Annotated in this window: 20 protein-coding genes; 11 read left to right on the top strand and 9 right to left on the bottom strand. The window is 43.1% G+C overall.

What is annotated here, in order from left to right; genetic code table 11:
• The first annotated feature begins 25 nt into the window (after positions 1-25).
• Both V7S74_RS00220 and V7S74_RS00215 read left to right on the top strand, forming a co-directional pair.
• Complete coding sequence (locus V7S74_RS00220) at positions 26-724, top strand: XRE family transcriptional regulator (protein ID WP_395617167.1); 699 nt, start codon at positions 26-28, stop codon at positions 722-724.
• A 100-nt stretch (positions 725-824) separates the two neighbouring features.
• Positions 825-2,921, top strand: a complete 2,097-nt coding sequence (locus V7S74_RS00215; RefSeq protein WP_406776761.1) for a Tex family protein — start codon at positions 825-827, stop codon at positions 2,919-2,921.
• Between the two features lie 67 nt (positions 2,922-2,988).
• Here V7S74_RS00215 and V7S74_RS00210 read toward each other — a convergent pair whose 3' ends face one another.
• Genes V7S74_RS00210 through V7S74_RS00195 form a run of 4 tightly spaced genes read right to left on the bottom strand, consistent with a single transcriptional unit; the run spans position 2,989 to position 5,957 of the window.
• The gene (locus V7S74_RS00210) at positions 2,989-3,306 is read right to left on the bottom strand and encodes a heavy-metal-associated domain-containing protein (protein ID WP_406776760.1); all 318 of its coding nucleotides are present in this window, start codon (positions 3,304-3,306) and stop codon (positions 2,989-2,991) included.
• Positions 3,307-3,310: 4 nt separating this feature from the next.
• Complete coding sequence (locus tag V7S74_RS00205; protein WP_406776759.1) at positions 3,311-3,511, bottom strand: heavy metal-binding domain-containing protein; 201 nt, start codon at positions 3,509-3,511, stop codon at positions 3,311-3,313.
• Between the two features lies 1 nt (position 3,512).
• Positions 3,513-5,516, bottom strand: coding sequence for a TonB-dependent receptor plug domain-containing protein (locus V7S74_RS00200; protein ID WP_406776758.1), 2,004 nt, complete (start codon positions 5,514-5,516; stop codon positions 3,513-3,515).
• Positions 5,517-5,558: 42 nt separating this feature from the next.
• Positions 5,559-5,957 (bottom strand): HYC_CC_PP family protein, encoded by a 399-nt coding sequence (locus V7S74_RS00195; protein WP_406776757.1) that lies wholly within the window; start codon positions 5,955-5,957, stop codon positions 5,559-5,561.
• Between the two features lie 35 nt (positions 5,958-5,992).
• Here V7S74_RS00195 and V7S74_RS00190 point away from each other — a divergent pair, with 35 nt between their 5' ends.
• Both V7S74_RS00190 and V7S74_RS00185 read left to right on the top strand, forming a co-directional pair.
• Entirely contained in the window at positions 5,993-7,594 is a 1,602-nt protein-coding gene (locus V7S74_RS00190) for a S8 family serine peptidase (protein WP_406776756.1), read from the top strand.
• Positions 7,591-8,700, top strand: coding sequence for an acyltransferase family protein (locus tag V7S74_RS00185; protein ID WP_406776755.1), 1,110 nt, complete (start codon positions 7,591-7,593; stop codon positions 8,698-8,700). Before V7S74_RS00190 ends, V7S74_RS00185 begins: the two co-directional genes overlap by 4 nt.
• Positions 8,701-8,824: 124 nt before the next feature.
• Here the strand turns inward: V7S74_RS00185 and V7S74_RS00180 are convergent, their stop codons facing one another.
• The 3 genes from V7S74_RS00180 to V7S74_RS00170 are packed head-to-tail and all read right to left on the bottom strand — an operon-like array spanning position 8,825 to position 11,919.
• Entirely contained in the window at positions 8,825-9,754 is a 930-nt protein-coding gene (locus V7S74_RS00180; RefSeq protein ID WP_406776754.1) for an ROK family protein, read from the bottom strand.
• Between the two features lie 4 nt (positions 9,755-9,758).
• On the bottom strand, positions 9,759-10,691 hold the full coding sequence (rsgA, locus tag V7S74_RS00175) for a ribosome small subunit-dependent GTPase A (protein WP_406776753.1): 933 nt from the start codon (positions 10,689-10,691) through the stop codon (positions 9,759-9,761).
• Positions 10,678-11,919: a 3-deoxy-D-manno-octulosonic acid transferase gene (locus V7S74_RS00170; RefSeq protein ID WP_406776752.1), complete on the bottom strand. Its 1,242-nt coding sequence runs from the start codon at positions 11,917-11,919 to the stop codon at positions 10,678-10,680. Before V7S74_RS00170 ends, rsgA begins: the two co-directional genes overlap by 14 nt.
• A gap of 53 nt (positions 11,920-11,972) precedes the next feature.
• On the opposite strand from V7S74_RS00170, the gene ytxJ reads away from it, so the two are divergent.
• The 5 genes from ytxJ to metK all read left to right on the top strand — a co-directional run bounded on the left by ytxJ (position 11,973) and on the right by metK (position 16,438).
• Positions 11,973-12,305 carry a bacillithiol system redox-active protein YtxJ gene (gene ytxJ, locus V7S74_RS00165; RefSeq protein WP_406776751.1) on the top strand — a complete coding sequence of 111 codons (333 nt, stop codon included), beginning with the start codon at positions 11,973-11,975 and terminating at the stop codon, positions 12,303-12,305.
• Entirely contained in the window at positions 12,298-13,044 is a 747-nt protein-coding gene (locus V7S74_RS00160; protein ID WP_406776750.1) for a hypothetical protein, read from the top strand. Before ytxJ ends, V7S74_RS00160 begins: the two co-directional genes overlap by 8 nt.
• A gap of 7 nt (positions 13,045-13,051) precedes the next feature.
• Positions 13,052-13,921: a lipoyl synthase gene (gene lipA / locus V7S74_RS00155; RefSeq protein ID WP_406776749.1), complete on the top strand. Its 870-nt coding sequence runs from the start codon at positions 13,052-13,054 to the stop codon at positions 13,919-13,921.
• A 3-nt stretch (positions 13,922-13,924) separates the two neighbouring features.
• Positions 13,925-15,109 carry a lycopene cyclase family protein gene (locus V7S74_RS00150; protein WP_406776748.1) on the top strand — a complete coding sequence of 395 codons (1,185 nt, stop codon included), beginning with the start codon at positions 13,925-13,927 and terminating at the stop codon, positions 15,107-15,109.
• 72 nt (positions 15,110-15,181) lie between these two features.
• Entirely contained in the window at positions 15,182-16,438 is a 1,257-nt protein-coding gene (gene metK / locus V7S74_RS00145) for a methionine adenosyltransferase (RefSeq protein ID WP_406776747.1), read from the top strand.
• A gap of 62 nt (positions 16,439-16,500) precedes the next feature.
• On the opposite strand, the gene V7S74_RS00140 is transcribed toward metK, so the two are convergent.
• Together V7S74_RS00140 and V7S74_RS00135 are read right to left on the bottom strand one after the other, a co-directional pair.
• Positions 16,501-16,842 carry an HPF/RaiA family ribosome-associated protein gene (locus V7S74_RS00140; RefSeq protein WP_406776746.1) on the bottom strand — a complete coding sequence of 114 codons (342 nt, stop codon included), beginning with the start codon at positions 16,840-16,842 and terminating at the stop codon, positions 16,501-16,503.
• Between the two features lie 448 nt (positions 16,843-17,290).
• Positions 17,291-18,904 carry a VRR-NUC domain-containing protein gene (locus V7S74_RS00135; RefSeq protein WP_406776745.1) on the bottom strand — a complete coding sequence of 538 codons (1,614 nt, stop codon included), beginning with the start codon at positions 18,902-18,904 and terminating at the stop codon, positions 17,291-17,293.
• A 64-nt stretch (positions 18,905-18,968) separates the two neighbouring features.
• On the opposite strand from V7S74_RS00135, the gene V7S74_RS00130 reads away from it, so the two are divergent.
• The gene (locus V7S74_RS00130; RefSeq protein ID WP_406776744.1) at positions 18,969-20,159 is read left to right on the top strand and encodes a phosphoglycerate kinase; all 1,191 of its coding nucleotides are present in this window, start codon (positions 18,969-18,971) and stop codon (positions 20,157-20,159) included.
• A 68-nt stretch (positions 20,160-20,227) separates the two neighbouring features.
• A complete protein-coding gene (locus V7S74_RS00125; protein WP_406776743.1) occupies positions 20,228-22,684 on the top strand; it encodes a bifunctional UDP-N-acetylmuramoyl-tripeptide:D-alanyl-D-alanine ligase/alanine racemase in 2,457 nt (818 codons plus the stop codon).
• Positions 22,685-22,972 lie beyond the last annotated feature (288 nt).

Below are 22,972 nucleotides of genomic sequence, written 5' to 3'. Positions count from 1 at the left end.
CATTTTATATTAATAAGCAAATCCGATGAGCACTTTTTTTAGTCAGAATTTACGTTTTTTACGCAGCAAGATGTCCGAGAAAACATCGCAGGAAAAACTGGCCGAATTACTGAATATTAAGAAGCCGACCTTGGGCTCTTATGAGTCCGGCAGAGCGGAGCCTAAATATGCGGATTTGATCTCCCTAGCGGAGTTTTTTAATGTCGAGGTAGATGAATTATTGAAGGAGGATTTATCTACAAGAATCCCCGGACTATCCAACAAACCTAAGCTACGAATCTTAGCCACGACCGTCGATCAGAACAACGAAGAGAATATCGAGATGGTACCCGTGAAGGCTTTGGCAGGATACACCGCCTCCTACGACGACATCGGTTTCATCCAAGAATTACCCACCTTCCAGGTTCCATTCCTGCCGAAGGACAAGAAATACCGGGTTTTCCCCATCAAAGGCGAATCCATGTTACCCCTACAACCCGGCTCTCTCGTGTTCGCCGAATACGTGGAAGACTGGACCCAAATCAAAGACGGGACAATTTGCATCGTGGTCACTCGCGAGGATGGCGTCGTGTTAAAGCAAGTCATCAATCACCTCGCAGAACGCAAAGTTTTAATCTTGAACTCGACGAACAAGACCTACGATCCCTATCCGATTTTGGGCTCTGAAATCCAGGAAATCTGGAAGTTCGCGGGGTATTTCCACGAGGCGTTTCCGGAAAATTAAAAAAAGAGTAGAGATAAGAGAGTATAGAGAAGAGATAAAAAAATCCCGATCTCCACTCTCCTATCTATACTCTCTACTCTATTCTCTCTACTATACAAGTATGTTCCAAAAAATTGCCACCACTCTACAAATTTCCGAAAATCAAGTTCGGAAAACCATCGCCCTATTAGACGAAGGCGCCACGATTCCCTTTATTTCCCGTTACCGCAAGGAGGCGACGGGCAGTTTAGATGAAGTGCAGGTGGCTGCGATTCGGGATTTGCGGGATCAGTATGTGGAATTAGAGAAGCGTCGGGAAGCAATTTTGAAGTCACTTAAGGAGCTGGAGAAACTAACGCCTGAATTAGAGAAGGCGGTTAGAGGGGCGGAGACTTTGGCCAAATTAGAAGACATCTACCTTCCCTACAAACCTAAACGCAAAACACGCGCGATGGCGGCCCGCGAGAAAGGCCTACAAGAGCTCGCAAACCAACTAAGACTACAGCGCTTAGCAGACCCAGAGGTCTTAGCGGCGGAATACCTAGCAGACGTAGAAGAGGCCTTAGCGGGTGCTAGAGATATCCTCGCGGAAGAAATGATGGAGACGGCAGAGGCGAGAGAGGAAGCGAGAAACTTGTTCACGCGCAAAACGACGGTAAAATCGAGCGTTGCGAAAGGAAAACAAGAGGCAGGCATTAAATACAAAGATTACTTTGACTGGTCTGAATCGTTAGCTCAGGCACCCTCCCACCGTATTTTAGCCCTATTTAGAGGTGAAAACGAGGGAATTTTGAATCTGAATCTAACGGGTCCAGACGAGGAGGTACTGAACAAATTAGAACGTCGTTTCATCACCGGAAACAATGCCTGTGCTAGACAAGTGGGAATGGCCATCCAAGATGGCTACAAGCGCTTACTGATGCCAGCTATGGAAACGGAGATGCGGGCAGAAGCAAAGAAACGCGCAGACGAAGAAGCCATTCGCGTATTCGCAGAGAATATCAGACAACTGTTATTAGCGGCCCCTTTAGGCCAAAAACGCGTCTTAGCCCTCGACCCTGGATTCAGAACCGGCTGCAAAGTCGTTTGCTTAGATGAACAAGGTACCCTTTTAGCCAATACAGCGGTTTATCCGCACACCGGACCGGGTCAAGCCGCTGAGGCAGGTCATACCATCCAAGATTGGGTGAAGAAATACAAAGTGCAAGCTATCGCCATCGGAAACGGCACAGCGGGACGTGAAACGGAATCTTTTGTACGCACCTTGAAACTCGAAGGTATCACGATTATCATGGTCAACGAAAGCGGAGCCTCCATCTATTCTGCCTCAGAGGCAGCACGCGAGGAGTTTCCGGATAAAGATGTGACCGTTCGCGGGGCAGTTTCGATTGGGCGCCGCTTGATGGATCCTTTGGCAGAACTCGTGAAGATCGACCCGAAATCCATCGGTGTGGGACAATACCAGCATGATGTAGACCAAAAGAAACTGCAAGCCTCCCTCGATGACACCGTCATCTCTTGCGTAAACTCAGTAGGGGTTGAATTGAACACCGCCTCCAAACAGATTCTTTCTTATGTTTCTGGCCTAGGTCCACAACTTGCCCAAAACATCATCGACTACCGCACCAAGAATGGCCCCTTCGTCAAGCGTTCTGATTTGAAAAAAGTCACTCGATTAGGCGAAAAGGCCTTCGAACAAGCGGCAGCCTTCTTGCGTATTCGCAATGCGAAAAACCCTTTAGATGCCAGCGCAGTTCACCCCGAACGCTACGAAATCGTGGAAAAGATGGCAAAAGACCTGAACTGCAAAGTGGCGGACCTCCTATCTAACGAATCCTTGCGCAAGCAAATCCGCTTAAGTCAATACGTAAATGCAGAAGTGGGAATGCCGACTTTAACCGATATCATGGAAGAATTAGCGAAACCAGGACGTGATCCTCGCGAGCAATTCGAAGCTTTTGAATTCACGGAAGGAGTTAACGAAATAAAGGACTTACGCGTGGGAATGATTCTTCCAGGAATTGTGACGAATATTACGAATTTTGGCGCTTTCGTAGACATCGGTGTTCACCAAGATGGCTTAGTGCACGTCAGTCAATTAGCCGATAAGTTTGTGAGAGACCCGAACGAAGTAGTAAAGGTGGCACAGAAAGTGCAAGTTCGAGTGACGGAGGTGGATGAGGTAAGGAAAAGGATTGCGTTGAGTATGAAGAAGTAGATTAGAGATTATAGAGTAGAGAGTATAGATAAAAAACATCTCCTCTCTCTACTCTCCTCTCTCTTATCTAATCTTTCTTCTTACAGCAATTCGGCAACTTCGCATAGTCTTTTGCAATTGCCTTCACATCATCCGCGTCGTATCCCGTCTCTGAGATGGCTTTGCGAATTCCTGCTACATCGATCTTCGCTGCATCGTATTCTACCGTAATGACCTTGTCATCTAGGTTCAAATCGGATTTAGCCACGCCTTTCGTTAAGGCTAAGTTCTTTTCAATACGCTCCTTGCACATTTCACAAATGGCAGAGGTTTTGATTTTCACGGTCTCTTTAGGGCCTGCAAGCGCTAGAAGAGGCATCATTAATAAAAATAAGAGCTTTTTCATGGCTTTATTTTTTAACTACTTTGAGATCCATCGTACAAGCTGGGCACTTACCTTTCTTCGAATAGGTCTTTTTGCCCTCGCATTTCATTGGACATGCATATTCTTCTTTCTTACTTACTTTAGCAGCCTTTTGATCTGCCTGAGTGGACGCAAAGGCCCCGAACATTCCCAAAACTAGGGTCGAAACTAAGATGTACTTTTTCATATTAATTGATTTTAAAACGGATTCCTGTATAAACCATGGTGCCGGTTATCGGCCCCCAAACCATTGAAGCATCAAAACCCGCTGCAAACGGATCTTTGGCTACAAAAATGGGATTCTCTTGGGTAAAATTAAAAAGATTTTCCACTCCCACGTACAATTCCCACTTTTTAAATTGACGAGTTACTTGGCCGTAAACGGTAGAAAACGGAGGCGCAGTCACTTCTTGAATGGCACCAGTGTGTAAATGAGCTAATTTATGATCTGGAATTCTTCTGGATCCATTCCATTGCCAAGTGACATCGTACTTCCAAATCTCATAAGGAGTTGCATAGGCTAAATTAACTAAAACACGATCCTTGTTTAGGTAAGGCTTTGTCAGACGAATTAAACCGCCATCCATTCGCATGTAATCTGCTTGAACATCTTGGTAACGATAGGCCACCTTCATCTCAAATCGTTTGAATGGGCTGTAATTAAACTCCCCTTGGATACTTGTAGAAAAAGATTTGCCAGGAGAAGAGTACATTCGTATTGTAGATCCAGCCTCCATATCCACCATCCATTGATGAATAAAATCGGTTTGGAAGAAATCCAAAACTAGATTCGCCTTGCGCGATCCAATCGTCATGTTTTTCGTCAAAGTCATCCCATAATTCCAAGAGGACTCCAATGGATTTAGGCTACCCAGCACACGTAACGAACGATTGTTCACTAAAAAGCCCATATTTTCTGCCAAAGGATTCACCCGTCTCCACCCCTTCCCAGCGGATAAACGAAGAATCCAATCGGTCGCCACATCCCATTTCACGTGTAGACGGGGAACCCATTGGGTGCCTAGTTGGTTGTGAAAGTCGACTCTTTGGCCTAACACTAAAGTCAACTTATTCGGAATTATCCACGTATATTCTCCATAAATTCCCGGCACGATCTCCGTACGAGCATAGGCAGAATCAATATACGATTCTTGATAGGAATCGAGCAGAAAACTCGCCCCCGTCTTAACGGTATGATTCGTGTTGTCGATGATCGATTGAAAAATCAAATTTCCATAAATGCTCTGCTCTCGACCTTGGTATTTTTTGATTGAAAAATAGGAGTCGTTCGCGTGATTTGCCGTACTTAAAATTAGGGCAAGACCTTGGTATGGCTTTTCTGGATACAAACGGGCGATTTTGGCAAATGTTTCTAGCCGTTCTGTTTTGCTCCCAAAACCATAGATTTGAAAAGGATCCGAGTTTTTTTGAATCGCATTTTGGCCTCCTAAACGATCCTCTAAGAGGTAATTTGCCCCCCACTGAATCATCCAGCGATCGGTGGCATACTTCCAGCGATTTAACACGTTTGCTAACTGAAATAAAGGCAGATCAAGGAAACCATCTTTATTCCCATCTAAACGCCCGGCCTGCTGGGAATAATGCGCAAAAACACCCGTAGATAAACGGGAATTAAATCGATGAGCACCTTGTTGATTCATCTCAAATCGCCCCTGAGAGTTCGTATAGGTATTTAAATAATAGACTTCCGAAGTATCAGGTTTCGCAAGCTCCACATTAATGGCACCCGTCATGGATTCGTAGCCATTGACGACAGAGATGGTCCCTTTCGCTAGATCAATCGATTTAATCCACGTACCTGGTAAATAATTAAGGCCAAATGTGGATTTCAATCCCCGAATTGAAGGAACATTTTCGACGTTCGTTTGGACATATGTACCGGCTAAACCCAATAATTGAATTTGCTTAGACCCCGTCACCGCATCGGCATAACTCACAGAAACGGAAGCGTTGGTTTCGAAACTCTCAGACAAATTGCAGCAAGCCGCTTTACCTAAGGTTTTGATGGTCATAACCTCGGTGGCTAGAATGGCATTATCGTCTTTCTGACCTGGATTCGCAATAACCCGAAATTCTTTTAATTCAGTATCTCGCTCAATACTGTCTTTTCGCATGACCTGTTGAGCCTGCAAAAGTGTCGGAAAACTAAGTAGAATAAGTAATTTATACATCGTATGAATGATTTAAATGATGGAAATAGCTTTGCTACATCATCAAATCAAATACGTCTGTAATTGTGCTAACCTAGCTTGCCGTGTAAGCGGAGGAGCATTTGCTTGGAATAAATTAAAATTATCAAGTTCCTGATAAACTATTTTGACCGATTGATAAGAAACGGCAGTTAAGGCAGGTGTGAATACCCACTGAAGAGCCGTATTTCCCTTTGTTAAATCGAAGTTGAACTTGACTTGGTATTTGCCTAAAAAACAACATTTTGCTCTTGAAAGCTGCGCCTGAGAAGTAGGATTACAACAAGATTCTGCCTTTGAAACTGTGAATTTCTTAGCCCCTGTGTAAACACAAGTTGCCTCCGTCCAAGAGATACCTAGGCTACCGAATAATATCCAGGCAGCAAGAAAAAAGGACATGAAGGACTGGGCCATCTTTTTCATCAACCAAATTTAGTTTAAAATTCTTAATTTGCTTTATGTTTCAGCGGTTTACCATTTTCTTGATATTTAGCCTATGCTCTAGCCTACATGCTCAAACCTACCGCTACCTAATCTTGTTTAAAGACAAGGCCTCAAATACGTATAGTCTAAACAAACCAGAGGCTTTTTTAAGTTCCAAAAGTCTAGAAAGACGAACGAAAAACCTCGTTGCCATCACACAACAAGACCTTCCTGTCAGCGAAACTTATTTAAACCAAGTGAGAGCTACCGGGGCACGCATCCTATTTCCGCTCAAATGGATCAATGGAGCACTAATTGCCCAAAAACCAAGTGAAATCAAGAAGACTTTGGCCTTAAACTCAGTCAAAGGACTTTACTGGAATTTCCCAGCAGATTCCAGTCAAGCAAATCAGATTCAATCAGGCACCTTATCGACAAACGCGAGTCCTGATTACGGAAATTCAATCACCCAAATCACCCAATTAGGTATCGATCAGATGCACGCTAAGGGTGTAACAGGCGCAGGCACGCTTATCACTTTGTTAGATGATGGGTATAAAAATGCGAATACCGTCCCCTACCTACAAAACCTGTTTACTGACAAACGCGTCATCGCCACCCTGAGCACCGATCCCACGATATCCTCTGTATATAATGCAGGAGGGCATGGCACAAATGTACTCTCCACGATCGCCGGTTACGAATCAGGCAAACTCATTGGGACTGCTTTCAAGGCCTCTTTTGCCCTTGCCCAAACCGAGGAAAGCTACCATGAATTAATCGTTGAAGAAGCGAATTGGTTGCGTGGGGCAGAATGGGCAGATAGTTTGGGAACAGACATACTTTCCTCCTCTTTAGGCTATTCGACGTTTGATAATCCACAATATAACCACAGCTTTTCCGACTTGAATGGAAAATCCACACTTGTTTCCAAAGCCGCTGCATGGGCAGCCAGCAAAGGAATTATTTGTACCATCAGCGCAGGAAATGAAGGAGCCAATAGCTGGAAATTAATCACAGCGCCGGCTGATGCAGATTCCATTTTAACCGTGGGTTCCGTGAATGCGCTAGGAACTTTATCCGCCTTCAGCTCTACTGGACCCAGTTTTGATGGACGGGTGAAACCTGATGTGGTCGCTATGGGATCATCCACTTCCGTCGGTTTCATCGATGGAACAATAGGCACATCCAATGGAACCTCCTTTTCTGCCCCCTTAATTGCTGGCTTGGCTGCAGGACTTGTCCAATCCTTTCCGAGACATAAGGCACAACAAATTAGACAGGCAATCCTAAAATCAGGAAATCAATTCAAAGCGGCCGACATGCTCCGAGGCTTTGGCATACCCAATTATGACAAAGCGAGCGAGCTTATGGAACTAATTTTAGGGAATGAACCTTCTGCATCCAGCATAAGCGTTTTTCCCAACCCGGTAAGCCCAGGAAGTCCACTTCACATAAAAATGCCCTTTGAAAAAGCAGCGGTTAACATGATAACTAGTGCCGGAGAAATCGTGCATTCCTTTCAACTAGATCAATCAGAATCGTGTATTTACCTCGGACCCTTCGTTTCTGGGAAATATTATTTTAGATTTACCGCAGAATCAACTGTTCAAACCATACCTGTACTCGTACTATGAAAACACGCTTTTTATCACTGGACATTCTACGTGGAATAACCCTAGCCGGTATGATATTAGTGAATAATAATGGAAATGGTGACTTTACATACGCCCCCTTATTACACGCAGATTGGAATGGTTTCACCCCTACGGACCTTGTTTTCCCTAGTTTTTTATTCATGGTAGGAGTCGCGATGCGCTTCTCTTTCAAAGCCTTTAATTACGAATTAACCCCAGCCGTGCGCGATAAGATCTTGAAGCGTACCCTGTATTTATTTCTGATCAATTACTTCGTTTTTTACTTTCCATTTACGGATTTCTCCTTCGAAAAATTACGTTTTCTGAACGTGTTACCTCGCATTGCTCTATCCTATTGTGCCGTCGCTTTCATTACCTTGCAGGCCCCTAAAAAATGGCTTACATGGATTAATGCGGGCATTTTATTGTCGTTTTGGGGAATTCTCTATGCCTTCGGTGATGCCGGATCCTGGATGGATATCAGTACCAATGCCGTTCGCAAATTAGATCTTTTGCTCTTCGGGGAGTCGCATTTATACCATGGAAATGTGGTGAATGGAGTGCATATTGCGTTTGATCCAGAGGGCCTCCTGAGCACCCTGCCTGCCATATCAACCTGTTTATTCGGCTACCAGGTTAGCTTGTATTTAGAGAATCAGGCCAAAGAAAACAAATCCGCCCTACTCGGCCTTCTTGGTTGGGGAGCAGCTTTAATCAGTATTGCTTTGATTTGGGATCAAGCTTTTCCGGTGAATAAAAAGCTGTGGACCAGCTCATTCGTCCTACTTTGTGCAGGCATCGACTTTATTTTAATTGGCCTTTTAAACTGGTGGATACAGACCAAAGAACGCCACTTCGGCAATACCTTCTTCTTGGTTTTAGGTACTAATTCCATCCTAGCTTATGGTATTTCAGAAATCATTGCCATCCAATTAGGCAATTACCAAATTCAAGATCAATCCGCCAATCAATGGCTGTATTGGCACATTTTCGAACCTATTTTCGGAAAATACAATGGTTCTTTGGCGTATGCGATCACCTTTGTGTTAGTGTGCTGGAGTGTGTGTTGGGTATTCTGGAAGAAGAAGTGGTTTTTAAAAGTATAAGTTTTGCTCCGCAAAACTTATACTTTTAAAAAAGTCGACTACGGCTTAGTCACGACTTCGTCGTTTAGTCGATGCTTCGCATCTTAGTCGTCCTTTAGATGCCACGACTAAGTCCGCAGGACGACTATCGCTGCGAAGCAGCGAATAGCAGCGCAGCACCAAAAACCCCTGCTGAATCCCCTAACTTAGGCTTCACGATCGGAGTCAGTACCTCACCAGAATTGAAAATGTATTTCTTGATTCGTTCGATTCCCTCCTTATAGAGTAAATCGATATTTCCTACGCCGCCACCAATGACGATGACTTGGGGATCTAAGACATTAATTAGTGTAGAAACGGCACGACCGAAATTCTCTAACATTCGCTCGATGGTGGCCGTTGCGGCTGCATCTGTTCCTGCTAAATGACCTTGAAGGATTTGTTGCATGCGCAGTTTTTGGCCTGATTCAGCTTCATAATATTCCTCTAAAGCGGGACCCGAAATAACATGTTCCAAACAGCCTGATTTGCCGCAATAGCAGGGTTTTCCGCCTTCTTCCAAGATATTATGGCCCCACTCACCGCCAATACCGTGCAATCCATTAATCACCTGACCGTGCACGACTAAACCGCCACCCACGCCGGTACCCATGATAATACCAAAAACAACTTCCGCATTCGGATTAACCTCCTGAACCGCACCCATCAAAGTTTCCGCTAAAGCAAAGCAATTCGCATCGTTCGCTAACCGAACTTCGACGCCTAGGGCTTTGGCCAAATCTGCTGCCATCGGACGACCATTCATGGAAGTCGTGTTGCAGTTTTTCATAGTTTGGGTGGCTGGATTCAAGACCCCTGGCGTGGCAAAGCCAATACGAGTGGGAGTAACAGCTAATTGATCTGAAACACGTGAAACGAGACGAGCCACTTGAGAAATGATGTGTTCGTAACCTTTTGAGGCCTCCGTATCAATACGTTCTCTTGCAATAACTTGCGTTAAATCGTGGGCTTGAATTACGGCGCATTCGATCTTAGTTCCACCTAAATCGATGCCCCACAGATAATCTTGTTTCATAGGTTTAGCGACGGTTGTCGTTGTTTTCAAAGATACTCAAATAACTCAAATAGCGACTGTGCGCAATATCTCCAGCCTCAAAAGCCTTCAGAACCGCACAAGAGGGCTCTGAAATGTGCAGGCAATTATTGAATTTACACTCACCTATTAGTGCGCGCATTTCAGGAAAATAATGGGATAATTCATCTTTCTCGATTTCCATTACCCCTAGTTCGTTGATGCCCGGGCTATCGATCAAATAGGTCTCAGGACCCAGCTCCCACATGGTAGAATAGGTCGTGGTGTGCACGCCTTTTTGGGCAAAATCAGAAATCTCTTTGACTCTAATATTCAAATGCGGAGAAACCAAATTCAACAAACTAGATTTCCCAACGCCCGAATGTCCTGCTAAAAGGGAGACTTTACCGGCAAACATAGCCCTAAATTCATCTACCCCTTGGCTTCTTGGAATGGAAGTAAACAAGATTCCATAGCCTAATTCTTGATAGAGAGCGGCATATTCAAAGATTTGATCCTCTTCCTCCTCATTCAACAAATCCATTTTGTTAAACACGATAGTGACGGGAATTCGAAAAGCCTCGGCTGTCACTAAAAAGCGATCTAAGAAACCAAGCGAAGTTTTAGGGGACTTCAAAGTCATCACGAAAATGGCTTGATCGACGTTTGCGGCCATTAATTGACCTTGTCCAGTCTTATGTACTGACTTTCGGATGATGTAATTCGTGCGAGGGATGATCTCCTCGATGACCACGGTTTCGTTCGCTTCATCCTCCATGGCATAGATCACGCGATCTCCTACGGTCAGTGGATTGGAGGTTTTGGGACCTTTCAATTTGAATTTCCCCTTCAAACGTCCTTTGAATACCTTACCTGATTCGGAACGAATTTCGTACCAAGAACCAGTTGAACGCATGATTAAACCCTTATTTCCTTCCATCGACCCCTAAATTACGCACAAATTCCATGATTCTTTCCGTCGCACCCGCTTGCAATTGCACAAAAGTGCGCGATTGCACCTGCTTATTCACAAAGTTTTGATCATCGTCATAAATAACGCGCATGGCTTGATCTAATTCCGCTGAGTTGCCTATTGGAAAGGCAAGCCCTAGTTCGATTAGATCTCTTGCCTCTTTAAATTTTTGATAGTTTTTATGGCCAAAAAACACCGTCGGACCGAACACCGCCGCCTCCAACGTATTATGTAAACCATCTCCAAAAGCCCCTCCAATGTATGCAAACGAGGCTCCTCTATATAAATTAGCTAAACGACCTACCTCATTCACAAAAAGAACGTCCGCATTTTCTCGCAGAGGACCTTTGGAATAAGAAACCGTCAAATCAATTTTATCTTCCCAGGATTTCAATTCCTCCGCATGGATTTCATGTGGTGCAATCACCCATTTGAAGGGATATTTCTTCGAATTAATAATCGGAATCAACACATCCATATCTGCCTGCCAAGCAGAACCGACTACCATAAACTCGGAATTATTGACAAAATCCGTTAACAAATCCCACGAAATCGGATTTTTCAAATTGTCTAAAACACGATCAAAACGCGTATCTCCAGCCACCGTCACATTTGAACGCTGAAGTAGGTCTGCAGAAGCTTGATCTTGTACAAATAAATGCGTAAAACAATCTAATAATCGGCGATAGAAGCCTCCATACCACATGAAAAAGACTTGATTCGGTCTAAAAATCGCGGAAACCAAAACAGTAGGAATCGATCGCTTTTGTAAACCTGTCAGGTAATAATGCCAAAATTCATATTTCACAAAAAACGCCAAAGAGGGTTTCACCAAGTCTAAAAATCGCGAGCTATTAAAATAGCCATCCAAAGGCAAATAACTCACAAAATCGGCTCCGGCATAGTTTTTTCTAACCTCGTAGCCAGATGGGGAGAAAAAGGTAACTAAGATAAAATGTGTTGGATTTTCCTTTTTATAAGCTTCTATGATAGGTCTTCCCTGTTCAAACTCACCCATCGAAGCTGTATGAAACCAAGCTACCGGTCTAGCATTCGAGTTGAATTGCTTCTCTAGTCCATCCCACACCTTTATTTGGCCCTCATTCATCAACTTCGCTTTGCTCTGAAACAGCGCCGCGAATCGAATAAGTCCTCGATATAAAAACAAGACAAAAGAATAGAGGCAAACCCTCATTTTTTACTAAATTTGATGTTGAATTGTTAAAATTACGAAAAAGGCAGAGGAATATGAATTGGATACCCTTAACAGACGAAAATCAACTAGCTGAAATTGTGGAAATTTCACAACAGAAACCCGTCGTTATATTTAAACATAGCACGCGTTGCTCCATCTCTTCTACCGCCCTAAATCGCTTCGAGAGAGCTTGGGATGCGGAGAATACACCAGCCTATTATTTGGATTTAATCGCATACAGACCTATTTCAGGACAGATTGCGGAACAATTTAACGTGGAGCATCAGTCCCCTCAAGTACTGGTTATTGATAAAGGTGCTTGCCCCTACTCCGCTACCCATTGGGATATTTCCGTTGAAGAAATTAAACCTTATTTGCATGCCTAGATTTTTTTTCTTGTGGGTGATTTTGGTGGTGCCATTTTGTATGATGGGCCAAAGAAAATCAGCAGCACCCCAGAAAAAAGAAATCAACGCTAGCGCTTCCTCTTGGGGAATCGGAGTGAATACGAACACCAATTCAGGACTTTTGGGTGGATTTAGTTTCATTAAGACCTTCAAAAATAGATCTTTCATCAATCTCGATTTCACAAACACGAAAGATTACCGTGAATTTGACTCCCCTTTCTCCTATAATGGCAAGACCTATGTGGAAGGGAAATTAAATTACCTACTCAATTTACGACCTGAATATGGTCGCCAATGGGCGCTATTAAAACAATCGAGTGATGGTGGAACGAGCCTAAATGGTCGTTTAGCAACAGGGCCGACGCTAGGAATACAAAAACCTTATTTCGTAGATATCATTTACACGGATGCGGCAGGAAAATCGATTCAGACCAGTGTACCAATGGCGAATGCCCTAGATAATACCTATTCTAAATCCGTTATTAGTGGCGAGGGCAGCTTTTTTTCAGGCTTTTCAGAGGCAAAAATGGTTCCAGGCTGGCACCTTAAAACGGCTTTGGAGTTTAAATTTGAGACCTTAAAACAGAATTACTTATCCCTTGAAACGGGATTTATCATCGACTATTTTAGTCAACCAGTAGAGATTTTAAACCAAACCACGCCTAGGTCTGTTTATACGACAGGTTATGTGACCTTTTTCTTTGGAAAAAGTAAATAGAAAAATTATGATTGAATTACCTCAAGTAAATCCCGCTGCAAATTCCCGCAAACCCGATTGGTTACGCGTTAAATTACCCATCGGGGAAAAATATACCAACGTTCGCAAAATCGTAGATGAATACAAATTACATACGATTTGCCAGTCAGGAAATTGCCCAAACATGGGGGAATGCTGGGGCGAGGGAACAGCGACATTCATGATTTTAGGCAATGTCTGCACCCGTTCTTGCACTTTTTGTGCGGTAGCAACAGGCCGTCCAAACGAGTACGACGAAGATGAACCACGCCGGGTGGCAGATGCCATCAAATTAATGAACATAAAACACGCCGTGATCACTTCCGTGAACCGCGATGAATTGAAAGATAAAGGCGCAGAGATTTGGTACCAAACGGTTCGCGCTGTGAAAGAAACAACCCCTTTAACGACCATTGAAACCTTGATCCCTGACGTGAAAGCAAACTGGGATGCCTTGATTCGCATGATCGAGGGAGGCCAAGAAGTGGTATCCCACAATATGGAAACGGTGGAGCGCTTATACCGCTATGTACGTCCACAAGCGAAATATGCCCGCAGTTTAGAGCAAATTAAGCGTACGAAAGAATTTGGGAAACGCAATAAATCGGGTATCATGCTTGGATTAGGCGAGACACAAGAAGAAGTTTTCAAAGCCATGGATGACCTAGTGGAGCACGGCTTAGATGTGTTGACTTTGGGACAATACTTACAACCCACTAAAATGCACCACGAAGTGATCGAATGGATACATCCAGACACGTTTGCGATGTACAAAGAAGAAGGTCTGAAACGCGGACTTGCCTATGTGGAGTCAGGAGCCCTAGTTCGTTCGAGTTACCACGCGGAAAAGCACATCTAGTTTATGCAATTACCCGGCCCAGCCTATCGAGAATACGATTTCATCCTGGCGGGTGGGGGAATGGCCGGTTTGTCTTTTGCGTATTATTTAAGCCAAAGTAGCTTATCCAACCAGCGCATCTTAATCATCGATCGAGGAATTCGACGCGAACAGACCTTTTGCTACTGGTCGGATGGACCCTCCGAATTCGACTTTTTAGCTGAAAAATCCTGGGATTCACTCTATTTCCACAGTGCGAGACCGTCTTCCATAGAACTTTCAATAGCCCCTTATTCCTATCGGAAAATAAACGCGGCAGATTGGTTTTCACACATTGAATCGGAATTAAGCAAACACCCGTCGATACATTACCTACAAGCCGATATTCAATCCATCGGTTTTCAAGGAGAAGGAAGTACCCTCCTGACTTCTGAAGGCAGCTTTTACGCCACTAAAAAAATCATTGATAGTTTCAACCCTTTCCCTTGTGAGCTTGAGAATCCCAAACACCTCAAACAACATTTTTTAGGCTGGGAAGTGGAATGTAATTTCAATAATTTCCAAACAGACTCAGCCCATTTATTCGACTTCAGGGTAGCCTTCGGGAATGAGTGCGAATTCATGTATGTATTACCTACGACTCCTAGAAAGGCCTTATTTGAATACACCTTTTTCTCTGGAACACTCCGGGAGCCTGAATTTTACCGAGATAAAATAAAATCCTACCTGTTCGCCTATTATGGTCTAACGGAGGACGATTACCTGTTAAAAGAAGAGGAAAGCGGTATTATTCCGATGCGAAATAATCCTAATCTTCCGGAGAATTTATACCAAAAACATCTGAAAATTGGAACAAGTGGTGGCTTCGTAAAATCCACAACCGGCTATAGTTTTTACCGCACTCAAAAATTCTGTCGTGACCTTGTCGCTTCCTTGGAAAAAGGACCCTCCGCTCAGCTGGTGATTCCTTTCAAACCCTGGAAAATCTGGTTAGACGAAGTCTTCCTTCAAGTATTAATTGATCAAAAGATTGCCGGCTCCAAAGTCTTTGAGAGCCTATTTTACAACAATAAGCCCGCTCTCCTGCTAAAGTTTTTACAGGAAGAAACGAGCTGGAAAGAAGACCTTCGCTTGATGTGGTCGGTACCCACTTTGCCCTTCGTTAGAGCAGCCCTAAAAACTATTTACCGGTCAAAAATTAAAAGCTAGAGGCTTGTGGGTTCCTAGGAATAATCGTATTTTTGCCCAGATTTTAATCTCAAAAACAAATAATATTCGCCCATGGCATATCTATTCACCTCTGAGTCGGTTTCTGAAGGACACCCAGATAAAGTAGCTGATCAAATTTCTGATGCGTTAATTGACCATTTTATGGCTTTTGACCCCACTTCCAAAGTGGCTTGCGAAACGCTTGTAACAACAGGTCAAGTAGTTTTAGCCGGTGAGGTGAATACAACGACGTATTTAGACGTTCAAGCGATTACACGTGAAGTGATTCGCAAGATCGGTTATACGAAGTCGGAATATATGTTTGAGGCAAACTCTTGCGGTATTTTATCAGCGATTCACGAGCAATCAGCTGATATCAACCAAGGAGTTGATCGCAAGAACCCAGAAGAGCAAGGTGCAGGTGACCAAGGTATGATGTTCGGTTTCGCTACGAAAGAGACGGACAACTATATGCCCTTGGCCTTAGACTTAGCCCACAAAATCTTACAAGAACTTTCTTATATCCGCAATAACGAGCCTTCGTTAATCGGATACCTACGTCCTGATGCAAAATCTCAGGTAACGATCGAATATAGTGACAATCATGTGCCACAACGCATCGATACGATCGTTGTTTCAACACAACACGATGATTTCGCCTCAGAAGCAGAGATGCTAGCAAAAATCAACAAGGACATCGTAGAAATCGTTATTCCTCGCGTTAAGGCGAAATTAAAGCCTGAATTGCAAGCTTTATTCAACGATGCGATCACCTACCACATCAACCCAACAGGTAAATTCGTAATCGGTGGTCCACACGGAGATACCGGTTTAACTGGCCGTAAGATCATCGTAGATACGTATGGTGGAAAAGGTGCTCACGGTGGTGGTGCTTTCTCTGGTAAGGATCCTTCCAAAGTAGACCGTTCAGCTGCCTATGCAACACGTCATATCGCGAAAAACTTAGTAGCTGCTGGTTTATGTGACCAAGTATTAGTTCAAGTTTCTTATGCGATCGGTGTAGCTAAGCCATGTGGTTTATTCATCGATACCTACGGAACTGCGAAAGTAGATATGACAGACGGCGAAATCGCTCGCAAAGTTGAAGCGATCTTCGATATGCGTCCTTACTTCATCGAGCAACGTTTGAAATTACGTAACCCGATCTATTCTGAGACAGCAGCTTACGGACACATGGGACGTAAGAACGAAATCGTCAAGAAAGAATTCACTGGTCCTAACGGCCAAAAAGTAAGCAAAGAAGTGGAATTATTCACTTGGGAGAAATTAGACTACGTAGATGCAGTGAAATCTGCTTTCGGAATTTAATTTCCGTTTACCCTAATATGAAAAGAGGCGACCTTCGGTCGCCTCTTTTGTTTTATTTTTTTCTAAAATTCCTCGCTAGCCAGATCTTCGGCCCGAAGCGCCTTCACGGCGGTAGTCTTTGATTTATATCGTTTAATCTGTTCTGCAATCGCATTTAAAGCTAAGTCTAATGCTTCTTCAAATGATTTTGCCGTTTCTTTCACAAATAACACCGCTCCCGGGACGGTAATTTTAATTTCTAACATTTTCTCTTTTACCTTTCCTAGGCTTGTCGCCACTTTCAGAAAAACCTCACCCGCGGTTATTCGGTCGTAAAAGGTATCTAACTTGTTTAACTTTTCTTGAATGCTTTCTACCAATTTGCGGTCCGCAGTAAAGTGGATCGCGTGAACTTGCACTTTCATAAGCTTAAAATTTAATGGTGAAACACGCTTTGGGAATCTTAGCAAAGCTGACAGAAAAAAGAACGTTTTAGATTCGATATAAACGTATTGTATTTTTCAGGTGATGTCAAGTGTTTAACAGATTTTATTTGGCTACGCCAAATAAAATCTGTTAAACAAGTCACAACAAGTCGCAGCTTCGCTGCGTAGTCGCGACTATGTCGGTAGTCGGTAGTCGGTAGTCGGTAGTCGGTAGTCGGTAGTCGAAAAAAGGCTTTATGAGAAAATCTCTACTCTAAAACTCACCATACAATCGCCACCGGCGATTCCAACTTTATTCTTTATTCTTTGTGCTTTATGCTCTATACTTTTAAACTAACATCCCTACCCTAAACCCGCTATACCATCGCCACCGGCGATTCAATCTCTATTCTTTATTCTTTGTGCTTTATGCTTTAAACTAACATCTCTAATCTCCTTTATACCTCAACCTAATCAATCGTATAGAAACCCCATTCCTCCGCATAAAATCGTGCCAGAAATGCTGAATAGCTGATAAATGGTCATTCGGAGATTTCACTTCCACGAAGGCATACTCATCGCCCTTTTGGATAAATAAATCGGGAAAACCTTTCACGTGGGTACCTAAATGGGTCCACATATAGTGCGCAATAGCCGCCAGACCATCCGTAGGCATGGCATTCAAGAAACGTTCCATCAAATCAAAATCGAGGGAATACCAATCCACCAATGGATTCATCGCCCCCTGATTCTCGGCGGCACGAGCGCGCAAAACAGCGAGAAGCTCGACACGGTCAGAGAGTAAATGAATTGGCAATTCTCCCGCAAAAGATTCCTTCCCATAGTGACTGGGAGCCCATTGAAAAGGATGATGAAAGCCTTCTTTGCGCTCCGCAAAGATCAAATCCCAAGCGAATAAACCTAGGAAATTACGCCAAATTTGATTCTCCGTAAAGGCCGCATAATAGCCCTGTGCTTCAAAATAGGCCGCTACGCCAGCTTCTACTTGGCCAATGTATTCGGGTGATATTTCGATTAATTCGGCTTGCTTTAGGGAAGAGGTAACTTGTTTGATGGATTTCTTGTAGGCCTGTTTGGCCAGAAAATCTTCGAAAAAATGAATCTCTGTAGGGGAATCACATAATTCCAATCCGACACGAGCCCAGTTTATGGCTTCCTCCATCTCCCCCATTTTCTGCAACACTCGAACTCGTCGCTCCATTGAAGCACCGCTTAATGAAACCTCATATACCTCCAAAGCCTCAACATAGGCCTTTTCGCGCTCTAAAAGACGCCCTAAAGCATAGCACGTTTTTTCAAATGCTCGAATCGATGGTTCTAACAAAGATTCAGCCAATGGCAACAGATGTACCCGCCAAGAAGCTAACATCTCGTCTGCGCTGACCGATGAAGTATAAAACGACTCCCGCCAAAGCGAAATGGCCCATTTCTGTTCTGCTTCCTCTCGGCTTTGGAAATAGGGCTTTAGGTCTTCCTCTTGCACTTCTACGAAGGCCCTGTGGCCTAAGTCCTTCACCACAAAATCCGTTAAATCTCGTGAACGGGTGCCAAAAAACAAGAACTGAAGGAAGGCAAAAACCTCCATCCGAATCGGAGCCACGACTCCGGCAGAAAATGATGCGATTAAATCAAGGGAAGAAACGAGTGCGGCTGCTTCTTCTTTGGAGGCAGAAGAGGGGACTTTGATGCCTTGTTTTTTGGCCAAAATAACACATTCCTGCTTCGTAAAAATCGATTCCACTCCTTCCGTCACCTCCAGTAAGAAACCCGACGAGCGTAAAATCCGCAAGGAATTAGCCAAATCCCCAATTTCAGGGTAGTTTAATTTCTCGATCCGAAAATACGCCGAACGACGGGAGGCTAAGCGTAAATAAAGGCATTGTGAGGCAAAAGGCAGTTCAGAAAAATCTTTTAAAAATACTATTTCTTTTTCCTGTAACAGGGGCAAATAATGCCGGTCAATGTAGCGCAGAATATAGCTAAAATGCTCCCAATAATAGGTTGCAGACAATTCTACCTCAATTTTTCGCTCATTCCGCATTATTGTTTATCTTTGTCTACCTTTTAAAGGGATTATCCTTTTATTCATAAATCAAAACAAAAATATGCAAACTGTTGCTAATTTCAATTTTGCCGGTAAAAAAGCGCTAGTACGTGTTGATTTCAACGTTCCTTTGAATGATCGTTTCGAAATTACAGATGATACCCGAATTAAGGCTACGATTCCAACGATTCAAAAGATTTTGAAGGATGGCGGATCGGTCGTTTTAATGTCTCACTTAGGTCGTCCGAAAGACGGTCCCGTAGAAAAGTACTCTTTAAAACACTTAGTGACTCCTTTATCGTTGGTTTTTGGAGTTAAAGTAAAGTTTACTTCAGATTGCATCTCTGACGAAGCGGTTGAATTAGCGAATGGTTTACAAGCAGGTGAAATCTTGTTAATTGAGAACCTTCGTTTCTACAAGGAAGAAGAAAAAGGAGATGTTGATTTCGCTCAGAAATTAGCTCGCTTAGGTAACGTGTGGGTGAATGATGCGTTTGGTACGGCTCACCGTGCACACGCTTCTACTGCGGTAATTGGTCAATTCTTCACAGATAAAGTGAGTGGTTACGTGATGCAAGCGGAATTAGATAACGCACAAAAGATCCTTGAATACGCTGAGCGTCCATTTACGGCGATCATGGGTGGTTCTAAGATTTCAGATAAAATTTTGATTATCGAGCGTCTTTTGGACAAAGTAGATAATTTAATCATCGGTGGTGGAATGACCTATACTTTCTCTCTTGCAGAGGGTGGAAAGATTGGTAAATCGATCTCTGAGCCAGATAAAGTAGAATTAGCAAAGGAATTAATCGAGAAGGCGAAGGCCAAAGGTGTGAACTTAATTATGCCTTTAGACAATGTTTGCGCAGATGATTTCAACAACAACGCAAACCGTCAAACCGTAGAACGCGGATGTATACCTGATGGTTGGGAAGGTTTAGACATCGGTCCTAAGTCAGTGGCTTTATTCCAAGAGACGATTGCAAAGTCTAAAACAATCCTTTGGAATGGTCCAATGGGCGTATTTGAATTCTCTAACTTCGCTATTGGAACAAATGCTATCGCTGATGCGGTTGTGAAAGCAACTGAAGAAAATGGCGCCTTCTCTCTCATTGGAGGTGGTGATTCTGCTTCTGCTGTTAACAATGCAGGTTATGGCGATCGCGTTAGCTACGTTTCAACAGGCGGTGGCGCTTTATTAGAATATATGGAAGGCAAAACTTTACCAGGAGTTGCAGCTTTAGAGGCTTAATTAGCCTATTTCACATAAATTAACGAAAGGCGAGGGATGTTTTCCTCGCCTTTTTGTATTTTAGATTCATGATTCAACATAAAGCTCCTGCCCATCTTCGCGCTGCTTATTTAAGTTTAGATAGCCGCACCATTTATGAGCCTGCAAAAACCGCGTTTTTTGCCGTCCATGGATTGAATCACGATGGGCACCAGTATCTTGAATCTTTGTATGCCAAAGGCGTTCGCGAATTCATCGTCGAGGAATCAGCTTGGCATGGCGCAATAGCCGAAAAAGCCGTTTCCTGGGAGCAAACAAACATCTATGTGGTGGAGAATAGTATCGCCACCCTTCAAGAAATTGCGAAGCATCACCGGGAACAATTTCAGTATCCGCTCATCGCCATCACGGGATCTAATGGTAAGACGATTTGCAAAGAATGGCTTGCCATTTTGTGCAATAGCTCATTTACTATTACAAAAAGCCCTAAAAGTTATAATTCCCAAATAGGCGTGCCTCTTTCCCTCTGGGCTATGCAAGAGAAGCATACCTTGGGTATTTTCGAGGCAGGTATATCCCAAAAAGGTGAAATGGAGCGCATCGAAACGATGCTAAAGCCTGATTATGGTATTTTTACGCATTTTGGCGAGGCTCACGGCTCTAATTTTAGTTCTGATGAAGAGAAACTTAGAGAGAAACTAATTCTCTTTAAAAACGCCAAAAAACTCGTTTACCGAATCAAAGACCTCCAAAATGATGCCATTAAAACCATCATGCAGGAAATCAATCCTTCCTGTGAGTTAATCGGGTGGAATACGATAAGTCCAGATAAAGGTTTGTTCACTTTTTGGCAAACAAAAGGAAAATCTGCCCACATAAAAGTCATTAAAGCAGCTCAAAGCGAAGCATTTATCGATAGTCACATCGATATGTCGGATGAAGCATCCCTAGAAAATGCAACTAATTGCCTCGTCCTAGCCTCTATTTTAGGAATCAGTCGCGACATTTTAGGAATTAAATCAAGAGCACTCAAGCCGATTTCAATGCGACTTGAAATGAAGGAAGGACTGCGCGGAAATACACTCATCGATGATTCGTATAATAACGATGTGGATGGACTTCGCTTAGCGCTCCCTTTATTGCAGAAAAATAAACAGAAGAAAAGTGTTCTAATCCTCAGTGATTTCATCGAAACAGGCATACCTGAAAAGGATTTATATGCTGAAGTGGCATCTTTAGTGCGCCACCAAAAAATCGACCGCGTCATCGGAGTAGGCGAACATATCATTCGAAATAAAGTCAATTTTGACTCTATTGATGTATATCACACGACAGAAGACCTTATTTCCTCCGGCGTATTAAATACTATCAATAATAGCCAACTCTTATTAAAAGGGGCCCGCAAATTCAACTTCGAAAAACTTGTGCATGCCCTTGAAAATAAGACGCACAGAACACAACTAGAGGTTAACTTAGATGCGATTAAGCACAATTTGACCTATTTCAAAAAGAGCATTGGTCCCGATACCAAACTGATGGTAATGGTCAAAGCCTTTGCCTACGGCACAGGCGCCATCGAAATAGCCGCCCTATTACAAAATAGCGGAGTAGACTATCTAACTGTAGCTTATACAGATGAAGGTGTTTATTTGCGTAAACACGGAATCTACGTACCTATTATGGTAATGAATCCAACAGTAGAAGAGTTCGATAAGCTAACTGAAAATGGATTAGAACCAGAAATTTACAGTTTCGATCTATTAAAAGCGATTGACGAATACAGCACGCAGCAAAACAAAAACATTAAGATCCATATCAAATTAGATACGGGCATGAAACGTTTGGGTTTTGAATCATCAGAAATCGAAGAATTAGGCGAAAATTTAGCCCAAATGCCTCAACTTTGGGTGGCTAGTATATTAAGTCATTTAGCGGCTGCAGACAGCCCACAACATGGCGAATTTACAGAAAAACAAATAGACCAATTTAGCCAAGCAGCCACAGAAATTGAGAAAAGTTTAGGTTATCAAACGATTAAACACATCGCTAACTCGGCAGCCATTCAAAATTACCCTTCAGCACGCCAAGACATGGTCCGTTTAGGGATCAGTTTATACGGAATTACCGGTAATCCGAACGTAAAAAACAAGATCGAAAACGTATTAACCTTAAAAACGTCCATTTCTCAGATCAAAAACATCGCTCCAGAGGAGTCGATCGGTTATGGTAGACGTGGAAATTTGACTGGTCCAGGGCGAATTGCCACCCTAGCCATCGGGTATGCAGATGGCTATTCCAGAGCCCTCGGAATGGGAAAAGGACACTTCGAAATTAAGGGACATTTATGCCCTACAGTAGGCTCTATTTGCATGGACATGTGCATGGTAGATATCAGCCAATTTCCTGACATATCTGTCAGCGACACCGCCATAGCCTTTGGCGGAAAAATACAATTATACGATTTAGCTAAACAAGCCGAAACCATCCCTTACGAATTGATGACTAACATCAGTGAACGGGTGAAGAGGGTGTATGTGACGCAGTAGGCGCAAGTCGCTACTATGCAGCTTAGTCGTCACTTCGTGACTTAGTCGACTACGACTTAGTCGCTAGTTACTAGTCACTAGTCGATAGTCGATAGTCGATAGCCAAAGGGGATCACCCTTTATTCTTTGTTCTTTATTCTTTGTGCTTTACTCTCTACTCTATACTCTCAAATCTTATATTTAGCAATAAAGCTATATACAAGATTACATATTTAACACTATTGCTAATTATTATTTATCCATATTGCTAATTAATTAGTATTACTGCTAAGAAGCATATCAATAACC

Source organism: Aquirufa novilacunae, from assembly GCF_045310505.1.
Lineage (GTDB): Bacteria > Bacteroidota > Bacteroidia > Cytophagales > Spirosomataceae > Aquirufa > Aquirufa novilacunae.
Note: the sequence above shows the minus strand (reverse complement) of the source record. Positions and strands in the feature narration are given on the sequence as shown.